The organism is Streptomyces sp. NPDC021225 (assembly GCF_044332865.1).
GTDB lineage: Bacteria > Actinomycetota > Actinomycetes > Streptomycetales > Streptomycetaceae > Streptomyces.
Window position 1 is genome coordinate 248,533 of the sequence record NZ_JBIRPV010000012.1, and the last position, 20,281, is coordinate 268,813.

14 protein-coding genes are annotated in these 20,281 nt (G+C 69.3%); 10 read left to right on the plus strand and 4 right to left on the minus strand.

All coding sequences use genetic code 11. The annotated features are described in order from the left end of the window. Positions 1-30 precede the first annotated feature (30 nt). Both ACH4S9_RS37865 and ACH4S9_RS37870 read right to left on the minus strand, forming a co-directional pair. Entirely contained in the window at positions 31-1,515 is a 1,485-nt protein-coding gene (locus ACH4S9_RS37865; RefSeq protein WP_358848075.1) for a glycosyltransferase 87 family protein, read from the minus strand. Positions 1,516-1,719: 204 nt separating this feature from the next. Beyond that, on the minus strand, positions 1,720-4,395 hold the full coding sequence (locus ACH4S9_RS37870) for a transglycosylase domain-containing protein (RefSeq protein WP_398376212.1): 2,676 nt from the start codon (positions 4,393-4,395) through the stop codon (positions 1,720-1,722). A gap of 356 nt (positions 4,396-4,751) precedes the next feature. Here ACH4S9_RS37870 and ACH4S9_RS37875 point away from each other — a divergent pair, with 356 nt between their 5' ends. The 3 genes from ACH4S9_RS37875 to ACH4S9_RS37885 all read left to right on the plus strand — a co-directional run bounded on the left by ACH4S9_RS37875 (position 4,752) and on the right by ACH4S9_RS37885 (position 8,028). After that, a complete protein-coding gene (locus ACH4S9_RS37875) occupies positions 4,752-5,480 on the plus strand; it encodes a PadR family transcriptional regulator (RefSeq protein ID WP_311726004.1) in 729 nt (242 codons plus the stop codon). Positions 5,481-5,530: 50 nt separating this feature from the next. Beyond that, a complete protein-coding gene (locus tag ACH4S9_RS37880; protein WP_311726003.1) occupies positions 5,531-6,613 on the plus strand; it encodes an inositol-3-phosphate synthase in 1,083 nt (360 codons plus the stop codon). An 83-nt stretch (positions 6,614-6,696) separates the two neighbouring features. Continuing rightward, the gene (locus ACH4S9_RS37885; RefSeq protein WP_311726002.1) at positions 6,697-8,028 is read left to right on the plus strand and encodes an MFS transporter; all 1,332 of its coding nucleotides are present in this window, start codon (positions 6,697-6,699) and stop codon (positions 8,026-8,028) included. A gap of 4 nt (positions 8,029-8,032) precedes the next feature. On the opposite strand, the gene ACH4S9_RS37890 is transcribed toward ACH4S9_RS37885, so the two are convergent. Then, entirely contained in the window at positions 8,033-9,523 is a 1,491-nt protein-coding gene (locus tag ACH4S9_RS37890; RefSeq protein WP_398376213.1) for a CCA tRNA nucleotidyltransferase, read from the minus strand. A 179-nt stretch (positions 9,524-9,702) separates the two neighbouring features. On the opposite strand from ACH4S9_RS37890, the gene ACH4S9_RS37895 reads away from it, so the two are divergent. From ACH4S9_RS37895 to trxA, 7 genes are all read left to right on the plus strand, one after another. Next, positions 9,703-12,063: a DUF6049 family protein gene (locus tag ACH4S9_RS37895; protein WP_398376215.1), complete on the plus strand. Its 2,361-nt coding sequence runs from the start codon at positions 9,703-9,705 to the stop codon at positions 12,061-12,063. Between the two features lie 48 nt (positions 12,064-12,111). Beyond that, complete coding sequence (gene murJ, locus ACH4S9_RS37900) at positions 12,112-14,475, plus strand: murein biosynthesis integral membrane protein MurJ (RefSeq protein WP_398376216.1); 2,364 nt, start codon at positions 12,112-12,114, stop codon at positions 14,473-14,475. A gap of 110 nt (positions 14,476-14,585) precedes the next feature. Next, positions 14,586-16,325, plus strand: coding sequence for a protein kinase family protein (locus ACH4S9_RS37905; protein ID WP_361189462.1), 1,740 nt, complete (start codon positions 14,586-14,588; stop codon positions 16,323-16,325). Between the two features lie 28 nt (positions 16,326-16,353). Next, complete coding sequence (sigM, locus tag ACH4S9_RS37910) at positions 16,354-17,043, plus strand: RNA polymerase sigma factor SigM (protein ID WP_398376217.1); 690 nt, start codon at positions 16,354-16,356, stop codon at positions 17,041-17,043. Next, positions 17,040-18,044: an anti-sigma factor family protein gene (locus ACH4S9_RS37915; RefSeq protein ID WP_398376218.1), complete on the plus strand. Its 1,005-nt coding sequence runs from the start codon at positions 17,040-17,042 to the stop codon at positions 18,042-18,044. The genes sigM and ACH4S9_RS37915 overlap by 4 nt, the downstream gene beginning before the upstream one ends. Positions 18,045-18,218: 174 nt before the next feature. Then, entirely contained in the window at positions 18,219-19,172 is a 954-nt protein-coding gene (gene trxB, locus ACH4S9_RS37920) for a thioredoxin-disulfide reductase (protein WP_311725995.1), read from the plus strand. Between the two features lie 37 nt (positions 19,173-19,209). Beyond that, the gene (trxA, locus tag ACH4S9_RS37925; protein ID WP_311725994.1) at positions 19,210-19,539 is read left to right on the plus strand and encodes a thioredoxin; all 330 of its coding nucleotides are present in this window, start codon (positions 19,210-19,212) and stop codon (positions 19,537-19,539) included. Positions 19,540-19,630: 91 nt separating this feature from the next. Here trxA and ACH4S9_RS37930 read toward each other — a convergent pair whose 3' ends face one another. Then, positions 19,631-20,248 carry a GNAT family N-acetyltransferase gene (locus tag ACH4S9_RS37930; protein WP_055545947.1) on the minus strand — a complete coding sequence of 206 codons (618 nt, stop codon included), beginning with the start codon at positions 20,246-20,248 and terminating at the stop codon, positions 19,631-19,633. Positions 20,249-20,281 lie beyond the last annotated feature (33 nt).

Sequence of the window (20,281 nt, forward strand, 5' to 3'; positions counted from 1 at the left end):
TTGGCCGTGCTCGTCCCGCCCCGCGGGAGCTCACTCGCGTCTGACGCCCCACTCCACCCGCGCCGGCTCCTCGTACGCCGGCGCGTGCCGCGCCTCCCCCAGGACGAACACATCCGGGGCCCGGTCCAGCACACCGCCCGACGGGTCGTCCGACCCGTCCCTGCGCACCACGTCCCGCTCGGGCACCAGCACATCCCGCACGACCAGGGCGCACAGATACAGCGTCCCCAGCACATGGACGATGATCGCCAGCTGGTACCCCTCCGGCGGCAGCCCCCGGTGCTTGTCACCGCTGCCGATGTACGCCAGGTACATCCAGATCCCGAGGAAATACATCACCTCGCACGCCTGCCACACCAGGAAGTCGCGCCACCGCGGCCGGGCCAGGACCGCCAGCGGGATCAGCCACAGCACGTACTGCGGCGAGTAGACCTTGTTGGTGATCACGAAGGCGGCGACGACCAGGAACGCGATCTGCGCCAGGCGCGGCCGCCGGGGCGCGCACAGGGCGAGCGCCGCGATACCGGCGCAGGCCAGCAGCATCAGCAGCGTGGCGTACAGGTTGACGTTGTCGAGGGAGCTCCCGGTGCGCTGGGAGATGACCAGCCACACGGAGCCGAAGTCGACGGGCCGGTCCCGGCTGAAGGTGTAGAAGGCGAGCCAGCCCTCGCGAATGTGGAAGCCCCCGCGGCTGCTGATCATCACCGGGACGTTCACGACGAGCCAGGCCCCCAGCGCCCCGCCCAGCGCCGTCCCGAAGGCGCGCAGCCGGCCGGCCCGCAGGCACAGCACCAGCACCGCCCCGAGCAGCAGTATCGGGTAGAACTTCGCGGCCGTCGCCAGCCCCAGGAAGACGCCGGCCGCCAGCGGGCGGCCGCGCGACCACATCAGCATCCCGATGGCCGTGAGCGCCACCGCGAAGAGGTCCCAGTTGACGGTCGCGGTGAGCGCGAAGGCGGGGGCGAGGGCGACGAGCAGGGCGTCCCAGGGGCGGCGGCGGTGCGTACGCGAGACACAGACGGCGACGACCGCGGCGCAGACCATGAGCATGCCCGCGTTGACCATCCAGTAGATCTGCTCCTGGTGCTGGAGCGACCCGCCGTGCGGGGTGAGCCGGGAGGCGACCTCCATGAAGAGGCCGGTGAGGACCGGATACTCCAGGTAGTCCATCCCGTCCGTGGCGCCCGGTATGCGGTGGAAGTAGGGAACGACGTTTTCCGCGAAGCCGCGGCCCGCGTACAGATGCGGTATGTCGGAGTAGCAGGCGTGGGTGTACTGGCCGGTGACGCTGGAGAACCAGCCGCCGTTGTAGCAGGGGATCTTCTGCACCATGCCGAGGGCGAACATCCCGATGGCGACGAGCGCGATGATCCGCACGGGGGTCCACCAGCTGACGCCAAGCAGCGCCCGGCGCCCGGCCGGGCCGCCGATCAGCTCGCTGCCGGCCGCGGCCACGGCGTCCTCGGCGGTCGGCCGTACGGGCTCGGCCTCGGGGTCCCTGCGCACGCTCGTCATGGGATCCATCCTGCCGTACGGGCCGGGGGAGGGCCGTGAGGCCCGCCCCAGAGGCCCGCGCCGCCTCGGGGCGGCGAAGGGGCCGGGGCGGCCCGGAGAGCCCCGGAGAACGGCGGCGGCCGCGCCGGAGCGGATGACGCTCCGGCGCGGCCGCCGATGGTGGTACGGGCGAGGGTCGCTCACCTGCGGGCTCAGCCGCCTGCGTCAGCCGCCTCCACCGAACCAGCCGCCGTTATCGCTGCCCGGGGGTTCCGTGCTCGGCGTGCTGGTGCCGCCACCGTTGCCGTTGCCCCCGTTGTTACCGTTCCCTCCGTTGTTGTTGCCGCCGTTGTTGTTGCCCCCGTTGCTGCAACCGATCTCCAGCGGGTCACAGGTATCCGTCGGGGACGGGCTGTTGGTCGGGGTCTCGGAGGACGGGGTCTCGGACGGGGTCTCCGAAGGCGTCTCGGACGGAGTCTCCGAGGGGGCCGTCGTCGTGGGCGGAGCGGTCGGGCTCGCGCCGTCGCCGAAGATCTCCTTGCCGATCGGCTCGGGCTTCGGGAAGTTCTCGACCTTCTTGCCCTTCATGGCCTGGCGCATGTAGTCGGCCCAGATCTCGGCCGGGTACGAGGCACCGTGGATCGACGCCTCCGGTCGGCCAGTGCCCACGCCGCGCATGGACAGGAACTTCTGGTTCTTGGCCTTGTCGTTCACCCGCCACATGCCGATCGCTGTGGACAGCTGCGGGGTGTAGCCGGAGAACCAGGCCGACTTGTTCTCATCGGTGGTACCGGTCTTGCCCGCGGCGGGACGGCCGATCTGCGCCGAGGTGCCGGTGCCCTTCTCGACGACGTTCTTCAGGACGTCGGTGACGTTGTCGGCCACGTTCGGGTCGAACGCCGTCGTGAGCTCGTAGTCGTCCTTGTGGTTGTAGACCTCGATGCCCTTGTGCTCGACCGTGTCGACCGAGTACGGACTGGCCTGCTTGCCGCTGGCCGCGAAGGTCGCGTACGCCCCGGCGAGCCGGATGGCGCTCGGGGCCGAGGTGCCCAGGGAGAACGTCGGGGTGATCGAGGCCAGCTGGTCCTTGTTGAGACCCGCGGCGATCGCCGCGTCCCGCACCTTGTCGGTGCCGACGTCCATGCCGAGCTGGATGAAGGGGGTGTTCACCGAGAACTGCATCGCGGTGCGCAGGTTGATCTTGCCCCGGTCCTCGTCACCGTCGTTTCTCTGGTGCCACTCCTTGCCGTCCTTGTCGTGCCAGACGGTCCCGTTGTAGTCCCGCAGCGTCAGCTTGTTGTCGCCGTTGTAGATGCTCTTGGGGGAGACCACAGTGCGTTCCGAGTCGGGCTGATCCCGCGGACCGTCCTTGTCGCGGACGCCGTTGGTCATGGCGGCGGCCAGCACGAAGGGCTTGAAGGTGGAGCCAACCTGGACACCGGTGTAGTCGGCGTTGTTGGTGTAGTGCTCCAGGGCGTTCTTGCCACCGTAGATGGCGACGATCTTGCCCGTCTTGGGTTCCACCGAGGCCCCGCCGAACTGCACGTACTTGTCATACTGAGGCCGGAGCTTCGGGTTGATATTTTCCTTGGTCACCTTCTTCACGGCCGTCTCGAGCTGGTCCATCTTGTTCTGGTCGAAGGTGGTGTGGATCTGGTAGCCACCCTTGTCCAGCATGTTCTTGGTGATCTTGCTGTTCGCGATGATGTAGTTGTCGGCCAGGTCGGTGAGATAACCGATCTGGCCTTCCTTGTTCGTCGCGACCTTCGGCTCCCGCGGCGTCGGGAACCTCTTGGCGATGAGCTCCTCGCTTTCGGCCTTGGACATCCTCCCCACCTCGGCCTCGCGCTTGAGGATCCACTCCCAGCGCAGCTTGGCCCGCTTGGTGTTCGCCGTCTTGCTCGCGGCTGCGCCGTAGCCGCCGGCCGGGTCGTAGAGGTTGGGGCCGTTGAGGGTCGCGGCGAGGAAGGCGCTCTGGCTCGGCGTCAGGTCCTTGCAGTCTGTGTCGTAGTACGCGCGGGCCGCCGCCTGACAGCCGTAGGCGCCACGCCCGTAGAAGGCAGTGTTCAGATAGCCGGCGAGGATGTCTTCCTTGTCCATGGTCGCGCCGACCTTTATGGAGATGAACAGCTCCTTGACCTTGCGCGTGACCGTCTGCGACTGGTCCAGGTAGGTGTTCTTGACGAACTGCTGGGTGATGGTGGAACCGCTCTGCGTGGCCCCGCCCTTGGCCATGTTGACGACCGCGCGGGCGATACCCATCGGGTCGACGCCGTTGTCGTCGTAGAAGCTGGCGTTCTCCGCGGAGATCACCGCGTTCTGCATTCCCTTCGGGATCTCGCTGAGGGGCACGATCTGGCGGTTGTACTCACCACCGCCCGAGACCACCATCTGCTTGCCGCTCGCCCAGTAGTAGACGTTCTTCTCAACCTTGGACGCGGCCTGCGCGTTGGGCACCTCCACCAGCCACAGCCCGATGCCCACGGCGCCGACAAGCATGGCGAAGAAGAAGAGGAAGGTCCCGGTCACCAACCTCCAGGACGGGACCCAGCGCCGGAAACCGTCCTTGCCCGCGCGCGGGTAGTCGATGAAGCGTTTCTTGACGGGGCGTCCATCGCCGCCCCCCCGCCCTCGGCCGCCGGCGGCGCGTCGACCGCCGCCGTGGCCACCGCCCCCGGCATCGGGATCGGCTCCTCTTCTGCGGCCGGAGCCGCGCTGTGCGGCGCGCCGGGCTTCGGCCCGGCCGCCGTAAGGGCGCTCCTCCCCATGCGGGGCGGAGCCCGACCCGGTGGCGCTTCGCGGCTCGGCCGCGCGGCGGCCTGATGACTGCTGCGCGGCGCGCCGGGCCGCTGCTCGTCCGCCGCCTTGTGGCTGCGGCGGCTTGCGACGGTGCTCGCTCATGGAACGACTACTCCTCGGGCAGGCGCTATCGCCTGAAAGCGGCAGGTGGCTTTCGGTCCCCCCGATGTGCGCTCCGGCCACCGGTGGCAACCGGGCGCACTTCATCCAGGACGAGGACGCCTGATGGCGTCACTTGGTTCCCGGTGCTGTGCATGGCGAACAGAGTACGCACGGTCAAAACCAGCCGAGGCGTGATCTTCGCTCCATAACAGTCAGTTCGCGTCCCACGAATTGGTGATGTGACGCCGTTCACGATGGTCCCTCTTGTCCCGCCACCATCACGGTTCTATCGTCTGGATGTATCGAGTCGATACATCAGCTCGGCATAAAGGACCCAGGAGACAGAGGAGGCGGGTGTGGGCAGACGCTCGGGTGTGCTTGAGTTCGCCGTCCTCGGCCTGCTCCGCGAGTCCCCGATGCACGGCTACGAGCTGCGGAAACGCCTGAACACCTCGCTCGGGGTGTTCCGTGCGTTCAGCTACGGCAGTCTCTATCCCTGCCTCAAGACGCTGGTCGCCAACGGATGGTTGATCGAGGAGCCTGGCAGCGCGCCCGAGGAAGCCCTCGCGGCGACGCTCGCCGGCCGCCGCGCGAAAATCGTCTACCGGTTGACGGCGGAGGGGAAGGAGCGCTTCGAGGAGCTGCTCGCCCACACCGGCCCGGACGCGTGGGAGGACGAGCACTTCGGCGTCCGCTTCGCCTTCTTCGGACAGACGTCGCGGGATGTGCGGATGCGGGTCCTTGAGGGGCGGCGCAGCCGCCTCGAGGAGCGCCTGGAGAAGATGCGGGCCTCTCTCGCCCGCACCCGTGAGCGGCTCGACGACTACACCCTCGAGTTGCAGCGGCACGGGATGGAGTCGGTGGAACGTGAAGTCCGCTGGCTCAACGAGCTGATTGAGAGCGAGCGGGCCGGGCGCGATCAGCGCGGCGGCCCCGCGGGCCAGGACCGGCCCCAGAAGCTGGAGCAGGGCCGGTCCCCCGAGCTGGCCCCGTCAGGAGAGCAGGACCAGTCAGAAGATACGGGCGGCCTGCCCCGGCACCGGGGTGGTTCCCGGCCGGATCCGTCCGATGACACCACCAAATGAGGCCCCGCACCCCGCAGGGCTTCGTCGAGTACACACAGGGAGCAACCGGAATGGGTTCGGTTCGCGTAGCCATCGTCGGCGTGGGCAACTGCGCCGCCTCGCTGGTGCAGGGCGTCGAGTACTACAAGGACGCCGACCCGGCCACCCGCGTGCCGGGTCTGATGCACGTGCAGTTCGGCGACTACCACGTGCGTGACGTGGAGTTCGTGGCCGCCTTCGACGTGGACGCGAAGAAGGTCGGCCTCGACCTCGCCGACGCGATCGGCGCCAGCGAGAACAACACCATCAAGATCTGCGACGTGCCCTCGACCGGTGTCACCGTGCAGCGCGGCCACACCCTCGACGGCCTGGGCAAGTACTACCGCCAGACGATCGACGAGTCCGAGGAGACTCCGGTCGACGTCGTCCAGATCCTCAAGGACAAGCAGGTCGACGTCCTGGTCTGCTACCTCCCGGTGGGTTCCGAGCAGGCGGCGAAGTTCTACGCCCAGTGCGCCATCGACGCCAAGGTCGCCTTCGTCAACGCGCTTCCGGTCTTCATCGCCGGCACCAAGGAGTGGGCGGACAAGTTCACCGAGGCGGGTGTCCCGATCGTCGGGGACGACATCAAGTCGCAGGTCGGCGCCACGATCACGCACCGGGTCCTGACGAAGCTGTTCGAGGACCGCGGTGTGGTGGTGGAGCGCACCATGCAGCTGAACGTCGGCGGCAACATGGACTTCAAGAACATGCTGGAGCGCGAGCGCCTGGAGTCCAAGAAGATCTCCAAGACGCAGGCCGTCACCTCCCAGATCACGGACCGCGAGCTGGGCGAGGACAACGTCCACATCGGCCCGTCCGACTTCGTGGCCTGGCTGGACGACCGCAAGTGGGCCTACGTCCGGCTCGAGGGCCGCGCGTTCGGCGACGTCCCGCTGAACCTGGAGTACAAGCTCGAGGTGTGGGACTCCCCGAACTCCGCGGGCGTCATCATCGACGCGCTGCGCGCCGCGAAGATCGCCAAGGACCGCGGCATCGGCGGCCCGATCCTCTCGGCCTCCTCGTACTTCATGAAGTCGCCCCCGGTGCAGTACTTCGACGACCAGGCGCGGGAGAACGTGGAGAAGTTCATCAAGGGTGAAGTCGAGCGCTAGCGAGACAGAGTGCTGAGCGCGGCTTGATCACGGGCCTCCGGGTAATCCACCCGGAGGCCCGTGTGGTGTGTGAGGCTGGCGCCATGCCCGTTGTGCGTGATCTCCGCGTACTGCTACAGCTGCGCGACTTCCGGCGTCTCCTGGCCGTTCGTCTGCTGTCCCAAACGGCCGACGGCGTCTATCAGGTCGCGCTGGCCGCGTACGTGGTCTTCTCCCCCGAGAAGGAGACCTCGGCCGCGGCGATCGCCTCTGCCATGGCGGTCCTTCTGCTCCCCTACTCCCTGCTGGGCCCGTTCGCCGGCGTGCTGCTGGACCGGTGGCGCCGCCGACAGGTCCTGCTCCATGGCAACGCCCTGCGCTCCGCGCTGGCCGCCGGCACGGCGGTTCTGGTCCTCGCGCAGGTTCCCGACTGGCTCTTCTACGTCTCCGCGCTGTCGGTCACCGGCGTCAACCGTTTCGTCCTGGCCGGGCTCTCCGCCTCGCTGCCGCGAGTCGTCGACAGCCAGGAGCGCCTGGTGATGGCCAACTCCCTGTCCCCGACAGCGGGAACGCTCGCGGCCACCGCCGGTGGCGCCCTGGCCCTCGTGGTGAGCATCGCGGTCCCGGACGGCTCATCGTCCGACGCCGTGGTGGTCCTGATGGGGTCGGCGCTCTATCTCAGTGCCGCGGTCGCGGCACTGAGAATGCCGCCCGGACTTCTGGGACCCGATCCATCCGCGCTCCAGCCGCGCCTGGGCGCGGCCCTGCTGAGTACCGTGCGCGGCCTGGCCGCCGGTCTGCGTCACCTGTGGGAGCGCCGGGATCCCACTGTGGCTCTGGCGGCGATGACATCGATGCGCTTCTGCTACGGCGCGCTGACGGTGATGGTGCTGATGCTCTGCCGGTATGCGTGGGCACGGACCGAGTCGGAGGGCCTGGGGCTTCTGGGGCTCGCCGTGGCCGTCTCGGGGGCGGGATTCTTCGCGGCGGCGGTGATCACTCCGGGGGCGGTGGCCCGGCTGAGCCCCACCTCACACCCGGACGGCAGGCTGCGCTGGATCACGGTGTGTGCCGCGTCCGCGGCCGTGCTGGTGCCGGGACTGGGGCTGCCCTTCGAGCTCACTCCGATGCTGGCCGCCGCCTTCGTCCTCGGTCTCATCACCCAGGGAGCCAAGATCGCCACCGACACCGTGGTGCAGTCCTCGATCGCCGATGACTTCCGCGGCCGGATCTTCTCCCTGTACGACGTGCTCTTCAACGCGGCCTTCGTCGGGGGAGCCGCGATCGCCGCACTGACGCTGCCGCCCGACGGCCGCTCGGCCACCCTGGTGATCCTGGTGGCCACGCTCTACGCGGCGACCGCCCTCGGCGTCATGTTTCACGTGAAACATGACGAGCGCGAGGCCGCACAGGCCGATGTTTCACGTGAAACCTGATGGGTCAGCCCTGAGGCTCAGCCGCCCACCACTCCTGGAGTGCCACGACCACGGCGTCCCGCTCCATGGGGCCGTGCTCCAGCCGCAGCTCCAGCAGATGCTTGTACGCCTTACCGACCTGCGGGCCCGGCCCGATGCCGAGAATCTTCATGATCTCGTTGCCGTCCAGGTCCGGCCGGATGGCATCGAGCTGCTCCTGCTGCTGCAACCGCCCGATGCGCTCCTCCAGCCCGTCGTACGCGCGCGACAGAGCGGCCGCCTTGCGCTTGTTGCGCGTGGTGCAGTCCGAGCGGGTCAGCTTGTGCAGCCGCTCCAGCAGGGGGCCCGCGTCCCGTACATAGCGCCGGACCGCCGAGTCCGTCCACTCACCCGTGCCGTAGCCGTGGAAGCGCAGATGCAGCTCGACCAGGTGGGAGACGTCCTTCACCAGCTCATTGGAGTACTTGAGCTTGATCATCCGCGACTTGGCCATCTTGGCGCCCACCACCTCGTGGTGATGGAAGGAGACCCGGCCGTCCTTCTCGAATCGGCGCGTGCGGGGCTTCCCGATGTCATGCAGCAGAGCCGCCAGCCGCAGCACCAGGTCGGGCCCGTCCTTCTCCAGGGCGATGGCCTGCTCCAGCACGGTCAGCGAGTGCTCGTACACATCCTTGTGGCGGTGGTGCTCATCACGCTCCAGGCGCAGCGCCGGAAGCTCCGGGAGGACATGGTCGGCGAGCCCGGTGTCGACGAGGAGCCGCAGCCCCTTGACAGGATGGGCGGCCAGGATCAGCTTGTTGAGCTCCTCGCGCACCCGCTCGGCCGAGACGATCTCGATCCGGCCGGCCATCGCCTTCATCGCGGCGACCACCTCGGGCGCCACCTCGAAGTCGAGCTGGGCCGCGAAGCGCGCGGCGCGCATCATCCGCAGCGGGTCGTCGGAGAAGGACTCCTCAGGGGTGCCGGGTGTACGCAGCACCCTCGCGGCGAGGTCCTCCAGACCGTCGTGCGGGTCGATGAACTCCTTCCGCGGGAGCGCGACGGCCATGGCGTTCACCGTGAAGTCCCGACGGACCAGGTCCTCGTCGATGGAGTCGCCGTACGAGACCTCGGGCTTCCGCGACGTACGGTCGTACGCTTCCGACCGATAAGTCGTGATTTCGATCTGGAACCCCTGATTCGCCCCGTCTCCGTTCCGGCCCTCCTTGCGGCAGCCGACCGTGCCGAAGGCGATGCCGACCTCCCAGACCGCGTCGGCCCATGGGCGGACGATCTTCAGCACATCCTCCGGCCGCGCGTCCGTGGTGAAATCCAGATCGTTACCGAGACGGCCCAGCAGCGCGTCCCGCACCGATCCGCCGACCAGGGCAAGGCTGAACCCGGCCGCCTCGAAGCGGCGGGCAAGGTCATCGGCTACGGGAGAAACTCGCAGAAGCTCGCCCACGGCGCGACGCTGCACCTGGCTGAGCTCGTTGGTCGACTGCGAGTGGTTGCTGTCAGTGTTGGCGTTCGGCACAACAGAACAGGGTACGTGGCCACAGGCCCCGGAGCCTCCTCGTCGATCCAGGCATCGAACCGGTGACGATCTTGTGGAGCCCTCCACAGCACTTCATCACAGCGAGCATCGTTACCATTTCGTGGACGCATATTGCGGTGACCACTGACGACTACTGACGACGAGGGACGGGCGAGCGCGTGGCCGAGCCGGCAGAGCTCCAGGGGACAACTTCCGCTCGCGCCCGCCGGTGGCTGCGGCGCTCAGGGGCGCTGCTCGCCGCGGCGCCCCTGCTGGCGGGTGTCCTACAGATCCCGGCGGCCCCCGGCGCCCACGCCCAGCCCGCCCCGGCCCAGGCCAAGGCCACCGGTTCGCGCACCGTCGACGTCGCCATCGACTCGCTCACCCCGACCACGCCGTCGAAGAGCGACACGCTCACCATCGCCGGGACGGTTACCAACAAGGGCCGCTCGACGATCAACGCCTCCTACGTCAGCCTCCGGGTCGGCCCGACCATGAACGGCCGCAACGACATCGACACGGCCGCCAAGCGCAAGGACTACACGGTCGGCCTCGACGGCACCGAGGTCGCCGGCAAGTACGAGCAGAAGATCGGCAACCTGCCCGCCGGCATCAGCCGTGACTTCACCCTCTCCATACCGGTGAAGGAGCTGAACCTCGGCGGGAGCGGCGTCTATCAGCTCGGTGTCTCCCTCACCGGCCAGACGCGGAGCCAGCCCTGGCCCCAGGTGATGGGCATCGAGCGGACCTTCCTGCCCTGGCAGCCGACCGCGGCCGCCAAGAGGAGCAAGCTCACCTTCCTGTGGCCGCTCATCTCCTCCACCCACCTCACCGCCCGCACCGGCGCCGATGAGCAGCAGACGCCGATCTTCCAGAATGACGACCTCGCGGCGGAGCTCGCCCCCGGCGGACGGCTCCAGCAGCTCGTGGCCCTGGGCAAGAACCTGCCCGTCACCTGGGTGATCGACCCGGACCTGCTCGCCACGGTCGACGCGATGACCAAGCCGTACGAGGTGCAGGGCCAGACGGAGGACGAGACGACGGACGGCCGGGGCCAGGCCGTGGCCAAGCAGTGGCTCAACGACCTCCAGCAGGCCATCGAGGGTCACCAGGTGGTGGCCCTGCCCTTCGCCGACCCGGACCTCGCCTCGCTCGCGCACCGCGGCAAGGCCACGGGCGCCCTCAGGCACCTCCAGACCGCCACCGCGCTCGCCTCGATGACCGTGGACACTGTTCTGCATGTGAAGCCCCGTACGGACTTCGCGTGGCCGGTGAACGGCGCCGTCGACTCCTCGATCGTGGACGTCGCCACCTCCGCCGGCGCACACAACATCATCGCCCGCAGCGACAGCCTGCGCGAGACCGGCGATCTGCCCTACACGCCCACCGCGGCCCGCCAGATCGGCGGGGGCAATACGGCGGTGGTCGCCGACGCCCGGCTGTCCACCGCCTTCATGGGCGACATGACGAGGGCGGAGAACGCCACCCTCGCCGTCCAGAAGTTCCTCGCCCAGACCCAGATGCTCACCCTCCAGGCGCCGGACAAGCAGCGCAGCGTCGTCGTGGCCCCGCAGCGCATTCCCACCACCAGCCAGGCCCAGGCGATGGCGGCGGCCCTGGGCGGGCTCTCCGGCCGCTGGACGCAGCCTGCCACTCTGGGGGAGGCCGCCAAGGCCCAGCCCGACCCGCGCGCCACCCAGCGGGTGCCCTCAGCCCGCTCGTACCCGGCCGCGCTGCGTCGCCAGGAGCTGCCGACCGACGGATTCCGCAAGATCCAGCAGACCCAGGCGACCCTCGACCGGTTCGAGGAGATCCTCACCGCCAAGGACCGCGTGGTCACCCCGTTCGGCAGCGCGATCACGCGGGAGATGTCCACCTCGTGGCGCAACGACCCACGGGGCGCGACCGGCTTCCGTGACTCCGTCCAGGCCTACCTCCAGGGGCTCACCGAGAAGGTGCGCCTCGTCAAGAAGACGGACATGACCCTGTCGGGGCGCAGCGCCACGATTCCGGTGACCGTCCAGAACAACCTTCTGCAACCGGTCCAGCTGCGGCTGGTCCTGCGGTCCGGCCAGGGCAACCGCCTGGCGGTCGGCGACCCCCAGGTGGTCACGGTCCAGGGCGGGCACAGCCAGTCGGTGAAGTTCGGCACCACGGCCAACGCGAACGGACGTGCCTGGGTGACCGCCCAGATGTACACCGTGGACGGCCAGGCGTACGGCCCCGAGATGTCCTTCACGGTGAATGTCACCGAAATCACGTCCACGGTCATTCTGGTGATCGCGGGCGGGGTCCTGCTGCTCGTCCTCGCCGGGATCCGGATCTACCTCCAGCGCAAGCGGTCCGCCGCCAGGAGTGATGAAGACGCAGCGGGGAACGGCGAGAAGCAGGACGGAGAGGCGGCCGAGGGTGAGCGGGCCGAGCCCGGCGAGGACGAGCGTCCGCGCGCCACGGTGCCCGGGCAGCCGAGTGACCCGGTGCCGGACACCGGATCGCAAAGCGCTGGCCCATCCGGCTCGGGTGAGAAAGTGGACCATTGAGCAATGGCGTGGCCGGCCGGCCGCAGCGGACGATGAGGTGGGGTAGCGATGAACGCGCCGTATGACGGTGATCGCGGCCAGGGCGCGGGCAATGACCCCGCCGGCCGGGTACCGCCGCCGCAGAGCGGCCCGCACGCCCACCAGAGTCCTTACGAACCGGAGCCGCACCAGCAGGATCCGTATCTGGGGGACCCCCGCGACATCTCCTACAGCCAGCTGCCGTACGTGCAGGACCCCTATATGCAGGATCCGTACGTCACCGGCTCCTTCACGCCGTACCCGTACGCGGCGCAGGACTCCTACGCCCATGACCCGCTGACGGATCCGCTGTACGACCGGGGCGGGTACCAGGCGCCCCCGTCCGGCGGGTACCAGCAGCAGCCCTACCAACAGCCGCCCGCCGCCCCGCACGGACACGACCCGCGCCTGTGGCCGGCCGAGCCGGCTGCCGCCGCTGACGGCCCCGCCCACCAGCCCTATGGCGGCAACCTCGACGCCACGCAGTACCTGGGCACCGGCCCGCAGGCCGGCTACGCCGCCGAGGAACAGCAGCAGCCGGACGCGTTCGCACACCTCTTCCGCGACCAGCAGCCCTACGAGCCCCAGCGCCCCCAGCAGCCCGCGGCCGGGTATCCGCCCGCGGGATCACCGCAGGGGCAGGCACCGGCGCCCGAGCCGACCGGCCCCGTTCCCGCCCAGCCGGCCGCCCCCGCGGGGGCGGCCGCGGCGGTGGCCGAGCCGGAGACGGCCGAGCCGGAGAAGAAGCGCTCGGGCGGCCGAGCGGGAAACCTGCTGAAGTCCAGCGCGGTGATGGCGGCCGGAACGCTGGTCTCCCGGCTCACCGGCTTCGTCCGCCAGCTGGTGATCGTCGCCGCCATCGGCGCCGCCACCCTCGGCGACACCTACGCCGTCGCCTACCAGCTGCCCGCGATGATCTACTTCCTCACCGTGGGCGGCGGCCTCAACTCGGTCTTCGTCCCGCAGCTCGTCCGCTCCATGAAGGAGGACGAGGACGGCGGCGACGCCTACGCCAACCGCCTGCTGACCCTCGTGATGGTCGTCCTCGCGGCCCTCGTCGCCGTGTCCGTGTTCGCGGCCCCCACGCTGGTCCGCACGCTCTCGCCGTCCATCGCGGGCAATCCCCACGCCAATGCGGTGGCGATCACCTTCGCCCGCTACTGCCTGCCCACCATCTTCTTCATGGGCGTGCACGTCGTGGTGGGCCAGATCCTCAACGCCCGGGGCAGCTTCGGCGCCATGATGTGGACCCCGGTCCTCAACAACATCGTCGTCATCGCCAGCTTCGGCCTGTTCATCTGGGTCTTCGGCACCGCCAGCACCTCCGACATGGGGGTCACCAACATCACCCCCGAAGGGGTCCGGCTGCTGGGGATCGGCACCCTCCTCGGCCTCACCGTCCAGGCGCTGGCGATGTTCCCCTATCTCCGGGCCGCCGGCTTCCGCTTCCGGCCCCGCTTCGACTGGCGCGGCCACGGCCTGGGCAAGGCCGCCAAGCTCGCCAAGTGGACCGTCCTGTTCGTCCTGGCCAACCAGGCCGGCAACGTCGTGGTGACCCGGCTCGCCACCGCGGCCGGCGCCAAGGCCGACAACCAGGGCTTCCCCGGCACCGGCCTCATCGGCTACCAGAGCGCCCAGCTCATCTGGGGCATGCCGCAGGCGATCATCACGGTCTCCGTCATGGCCGCCCTGCTGCCCCGGATCTCCCGCGCGGCCCACGACGGGGACACCGGCGCGGTCCGCGACGACATCTCGCAGGGCCTGCGCACCTCCGCCGTCGCCATCGTCCCGCTCGCCCTCGGATTCGTCGCGCTCGGCATCCCCATGTGCACCCTGATGTTCGGCTCCTCCGGCACCGAACAGGCCCGCTCCATGGGCTACATCCTCATGGCGTTCGGCCTCGGACTCATCCCGTTCTCGGTGCAGTACGTCGTCCTGCGCGGCTTCTACGCCTACGAAGACACCCGCACCCCCTTCTACAACACGGTGATCGTCGCCGCCGTCAACGCCGCCGCCTCCGGGCTCTGCTACGTCATCCTCCCCGCCCGCTGGGCCGTGGCGGGCATGGCCGCCTCCTACGGCCTGGCCTACGCCATCGGCGTGGGCGTGGCCTGGAAGCGGCTCCGCAAGCTCCTGGGCGGCGATCTGGACGGGCGGCACGTCGTCCGCACCTACACCCGTCTGGTGGGCGCCGGCATCCCCGCCGCCGTCCTCGGCGGCGTGGCCTCCTACGCCATCACCGGGGCGCTGGGCGCCGGCCCGACCGGCTCCCTAGCGGCTCTGGCGGGCGGCGGTCTCGTTCTTATCGCGGTCTTCTACATTGCGGCGAAACGGATGCGCGTTGCGGAGCTGACCGCCATGGTCGGTATGGTCCGCGGACGACTTGGTCGCTGATCGTTCAGCACAACCATCGTCTGCCATCGTGTGTCGTGCATAGCGGCGGACTGTGGGCACAATTGTCTTGGCTCGGAGTAGGCGCAACGGATGGGGAGGCAGGAACGACGGTGGCGGAACGGAGCACGGCTGCCGTCGACGTGGCCGACAACAGCGGAGATGAAGCGCTGACCGCCGAGGCGGGCAAGGCCACGTCCGACGGGGTGGGAACCGAAACGAAAGCCGACACGGAAGCGAAGAAGGCCGCGGGCACCGACACCAAGGGCGCCGCGGCCGACACAAGCAGCCCAGAGCTGCACAGCGGCCACAAGTTGGCCAGACGCTACCGGCTGGAGGAATGCGTCACCCGTCTGGACGGATTCAGCAGTTGGCGTGCCGTGGACGAGAAACTCCGCCGCGCCGTCGGAGTCCATGTCCTGCCGGCCGACCACCCGCGGGCGCGCCCGGTGCTGGCCGCCGCCCGTTCGGCGGCGCTGCTCGGCGACCCCCGATTCGTCCAGGTCCTCGACGCCGTCGAGGAGAACGACCTCGTCTATGTGGTCCACGAGTGGCTTCCCGACGCCACCGAGCTCACCGCCGTGCTCGCCTCCGGGCCGCTCGAGCCGCATGAGGCCTACCAGCTCGTCAGCCAGGTGTCCCAGGCCATGGCCGCGGCCCACCGCGAGGGCCTGGCGCATCTGCGGCTCAACCCAGGCTCCGTCCTGCGCACCGAGTCCGGCCAGTACCGCATCCGCGGCCTCGCCGTCATGGCCGCCCTGCGCGGCATCACCTCCGACCACCCGCAGCGCACGGACACCGAAGCCATCGGCGCGCTGCTGTATGCCGCCCTGACCCAGCGCTGGCCGTACGAGAGGGACGCCCACGGCCTCTCCGGGCTACCCAAGGGCGTCGGCCTGATCGCTCCCGACCAGGTCCGCGCGGGGGTCCACCGCGGTCTGTCCGAGCTGGCGATGCGCGCGCTCGTCAATGACGGCGCCACGGCCTCCCGGCAGGACCAGCCCTGCACCACCCCCGAGGAGCTGTCCAAGGCCGTCGCCGCCATGCCGCGGATCCGCCCGCCGGAGCCCGTCTTCACGACCCCCGACGCCTTCCAGCGCACCACCTACCAGCAGGGTGCCTACGGCCAGCCGCCCCACCGCGGCCGCCAGCCCCTCGCCCCCCGCCCGGCCGCTCCCATGCCGCCCCCGCCCCCGCTTCAGACCCGCACGGGCAAGGCCCTCAAGTGGACCGTCTCCGCCCTGCTGATCGCGGCCCTCGGCCTCGGCAGCTGGCAGCTCGCGGACACGCTCCTCAAGGAGGAGAAGAAGTCCCCGCCCAGCAGGTCTCAGCAGAACGGGAACGACGACAAGCCCACGAAGCCGGCCAGCAAGCCAATCAAAATCGTCAATGCCAGGGAGTTCGCCCCCGACGGCAGCCCGCAGAAGCCCGCCCAGGTCAAGCTCACCTACGACGGGGATCCCTCGACCTCCTGGCGCACCAACAGCTTCATCGACGGTCCGGAATTCGCCCCGAGCGTCAAGAAGGGCGTCGGAATCATCTACGACCTCGGCTCCGAGCAGACGCTGAGCGGCGCCTCCATCGGGCTGCACTACGGAGGCTCCTACACGGAGATCTCGCTGTACGCCACGGATTCCCTCTCCCCGTCCGTCTCGGCGTCCGACCCCGTCGGTTCGTTGAAGAAGCTCGATTCGGCCAAGGTCACGAGCAAGTCCGCCGAGCTGAAGATCAAGAGCAACGTGAAGACCCGCTACGTCCTCGTCTGGCTCACGGCGCTTCCCTACTCCGCCCCGGAGCCGAACTTCGACAACCCCTACAAGCAAGCCATCACGGACGTGAAGTTCACCGGCTGAGTCGGCCGGGCGGGGAGGGGGCTCCAGGGTGGACAACGCCAGATTCGGCGACACGAGCGACGGCGAGGTCCTCAAGCGCCATGTCACCGGCGACCCGGATGCCTTCGCCGAACTCGTGCGGCGCCACCGCGACAGACTCTGGGCGGTGGCGCTGCGCACGCTCGGCGACCGCGAGGAAGCCGCCGACGCGGTCCAGGACGCGCTCGTGTCCGCCTACCGGGCCGCTCACACCTTCCGGGGCCAGTCGGCCGTCACAACGTGGCTGCACCGCATCACCGTGAACGCCTGCCTGGACCGGGCCCGCAAGGCCGCCTCCAGGCGTACATCCCCCATTGCCGAGACCGAGCGGCTGGAGCAGCTGCTCGAACCTCATGAATCGGCCGCCGCTCCGGCGGAACGCGGAGATCTTCACCGCGAGCTGATCCGTGCGCTGGGCACCCTGCCCCCCGAGCAGCAGGCAGCACTCGTGCTCGTCGATATGCAGGGCTACCCGGTGGCCGAGGCCGCGAAAATCCTGGAGGTCCCCACCGGCACGGTCAAAAGCCGCTGCGCCCGGGGACGCGCACGCCTGCTGCCGCTGCTGACCCATCTCCATCCGAACGGGAGGGGTAGCGGCTCGCCGGGCGGGGCAAGGAACCGGACGCAGGGGACTTCCGTCCCACCGGCGGCAGGACCGAACGACGCAGATGCCGTGAAGGGCGGAGGTGGCCGAGCGTGACATCGTCGACCGACACGGATGAGCACCCGGAGGTCACGGAGATCTCCGCGCTCGCCGAGGGGCTGCTGCCCCCCGACCGCTCCTCCCAGGTGCGCGACCATCTCGCCGCCTGTGTGCTGTGCGCCGAGGTAAGAGACTCCCTGGACGAGATCCGATCGCTTCTGGGGACCCTGCCCGGCCCCGTGCAGATGCCCGCCGACATCGCGGGCCGTATCGACGCGGCACTCGCAGCGGAAGCCCTCCTCGACGCGACCGCCCCGGACGACCGCATCGGTGTTTCACGTGAAACGCCGACCCTCGGCACATCGTCGCCCGATACGATCGCCCCGGACGACGGCGCCTACGTTTCACGTGAAACGGCGAAGCCGACGCGCTCCCGGAAAGCGATCGGCGAAGTGGAGCCGATCTCGCCCGGCGCCGCCGAGCGGCCGACGGGTCGCCCCCGAGCCGCCACCGGACCGGGACGCCGGAAGTCCGGGCCCGACACCCGGCCCACTCGGCCCCGACGCTGGCCCAGGACCGTGCTCGGCGCCGCCTGCGCGGCTGCTGTGATCGGCCTCGGCTCCTTCCTCGTCCAGTCGGGCTCCACCAACCCGAGCAACGACGTGGCCGACACACAGACGTCGAAGAAACAGGTCTCATCCGACGACGCGGCAGCGCTCTCCGCGGCGACCCTCAAGTCACGGGTGCATGCCCTCCTCGCTGACCAGAAGACGTCCACCGCGTCCGGAGACGTGAGGGCGCAGGACACTCCGGATATGCCGCTGCGCGCCGAGGACCCCCCGGTGCCGTCCTGCGTGCAGGCAGGGACCGGCCGCTCCGAGGTCCCGCTTGCCGCACAGAAGGACACCTACGCCGGCAAGGACGTCTTTCTTGTGGTGCTGCCGCACCCGGCCGACAGCGACCTCGTCGACGCCTTCGTGATCGACTCGGCCTGCGTGGCCCAGTCGCCGTCGCCCGCCGGTGCTCGCCTCGTGGCCCGCACCTACCCGCGGGACTGACCCCGCGCCTGCCCGCGAGGCTGAGGAACACGGCACACGGCGGGCCGCCTGACACCACACGGGAATGCGGGCCCCGTAGGATCCGTTGGGTGGGATGGCGGCGGTTTTCCGGAGAGCGCCGGACGTCGCCGCCCAGTCAGTAGTCGGCACTCGGCAGAGACAAGGAAGACATCCGTGAGCGACGTCCGCAACGTGATCATCATCGGTTCCGGGCCCGCGGGCTATACGGCCGCGCTCTACACCGCCCGGGCTTCCTTGAAGCCGCTGGTCTTCGAAGGCTCCGTGACCGCCGGTGGTGCGCTGATGAACACCACCGACGTGGAGAACTTCCCCGGCTTCCGTGACGGGATCATGGGCCCCGACCTGATGGACAACATGCGGGCACAGGCGGAGCGCTTCGGCGCCGAGCTGATCCCCGACGACGTTGTCTCGGTCGACCTCAGCGAGGACATCAAGACCGTCACCGACTCCTCCGGCACGGTCCACCGGGCCAAGGCGGTCATCGTCACCACCGGCTCGCAGCATCGCAAGCTCGGCCTGCCCCGCGAGGACGAACTCTCCGGCCGTGGCGTCTCCTGGTGCGCCACCTGTGACGGGTTCTTCTTCAAGGACCAGAACATCGCCGTCATCGGCGGTGGCGACACCGCGATGGAGGAAGCGACCTTCCTCTCCCGGTTCGCCACGTCGGTCACCGTGGTCCACCGCCGTGACACGCTCCGGGCCAGCAAGGCGATGCAGGACCGCGCCATCGCCGACCCCAAGATCTCGTTCATCTGGGACAGCGAGGTCACCGAGATCCACGGGGACAACAAGCTCTCCAGCCTGACCCTGAAGGACGTCAAGACCGGCGAGACCTCCGAGCTGCCGGCGACCGGTCTGTTCATCGCCATCGGCCACGATCCGCGCACCGAGCTCTTCAAGGGCCAGCTCGACCTGGACGACGAGGGCTACCTGAAGGTCGCATCGCCGTCCACCCGGACCAACCTGCCGGGTGTCTTCGCCGCGGGTGACGTCGTGGACCACACCTACCGCCAGGCGATCACCGCGGCCGGCACGGGCTGCTCCGCCGCCCTGGACGCCGAGCGGTACCTCGCGGCTCTCGCCGACAGCGAGAACGCCACCGACTGACCCCTTCCCCCGCACCAAACCGATAAAGGAGAGAACCATGGCCGGTGCCACGGTGACCGTGACAGACGCCGACTTCGAGGAGAAGGTCCTCAAGAGCGACAAGCCGGTGCTCGTCGACTTCTGGGCCGCGTGGTGCGGTCCGTGCCGCCAGATCGCTCCGTCCCTGGAGGCCATCGCGGCGGAGCACGGCGACAAGATCACCATCGCCAAGCTCAACATCGACGAGAACCCCACGACCGCCGCGAAGTACGGCGTGATGTCGATCCCGACGCTGAACGTCTACCAGGGCGGCGAGGTCGCCAAGACCATCGTCGGTGCCAAGCCGAAGGCCGCCATCGAGCGCGACCTGGCCGACTTCATCGGCTGACCCGTCAGCCGTCGCTCCACAACGAAGGGGCTGCCCGCTTGGGGCAGCCCCTTCGTGTTTCACGTGAAACCACGGCCTCACATCTGCGGCTTCACAGCGGCCGGAGGGCGGGCTCCTTCTGGACCGCCCCGAGCAGCCGGTCCAGAGCCAGCTCGACGTCCTCCTTCCAGGAGATCGTCGTTCGCAGTTCCAGCCTCAGCCGCGGATACCGGGGATGCGGCCGCACCGTCTTGAATCCCACGGCGAGCAGATGATCCGCGGGCAGCACACACGCGGGCTCCTTCCAGGTGGCGTCCCCGAAGGCCTCGATCGCCTTGAACCCGCGCCGTATCAAATCCTTGGCCACCGTCTGCACCATCACCCGGCCCAAGCCCTGTCCCTGATATCCGGGCATCAGCCAGGCCGTCATCAGCTGAACGGCGTCCGCCGCCACCGGGCTCGTCGGAAAGGCCGTGGATCGCGGCACATACGCCGGAGGCGCGTAGAGCACAAAGCCCACCGGCACATCGTCGACATAGACCACCCGGCCGCAGGAACCCCACTCCAGCAGAACGGCCGAGATCCAGGCTTCCTTCTCCAGCTCCGGACGTCCGGCCCTTACCGCGGCCTCGCCGCTGACCGGGTCGAGCTCCCAGAAGACGCAGGCGCGACAGCGCTTGGGGATGTCCGGAAGGTTGTCCAGCGTGAGCGGTACGAGCCGACGCCCCATGAAGCCAGTCCCTCACTTCCGTCGCCGGCCGCG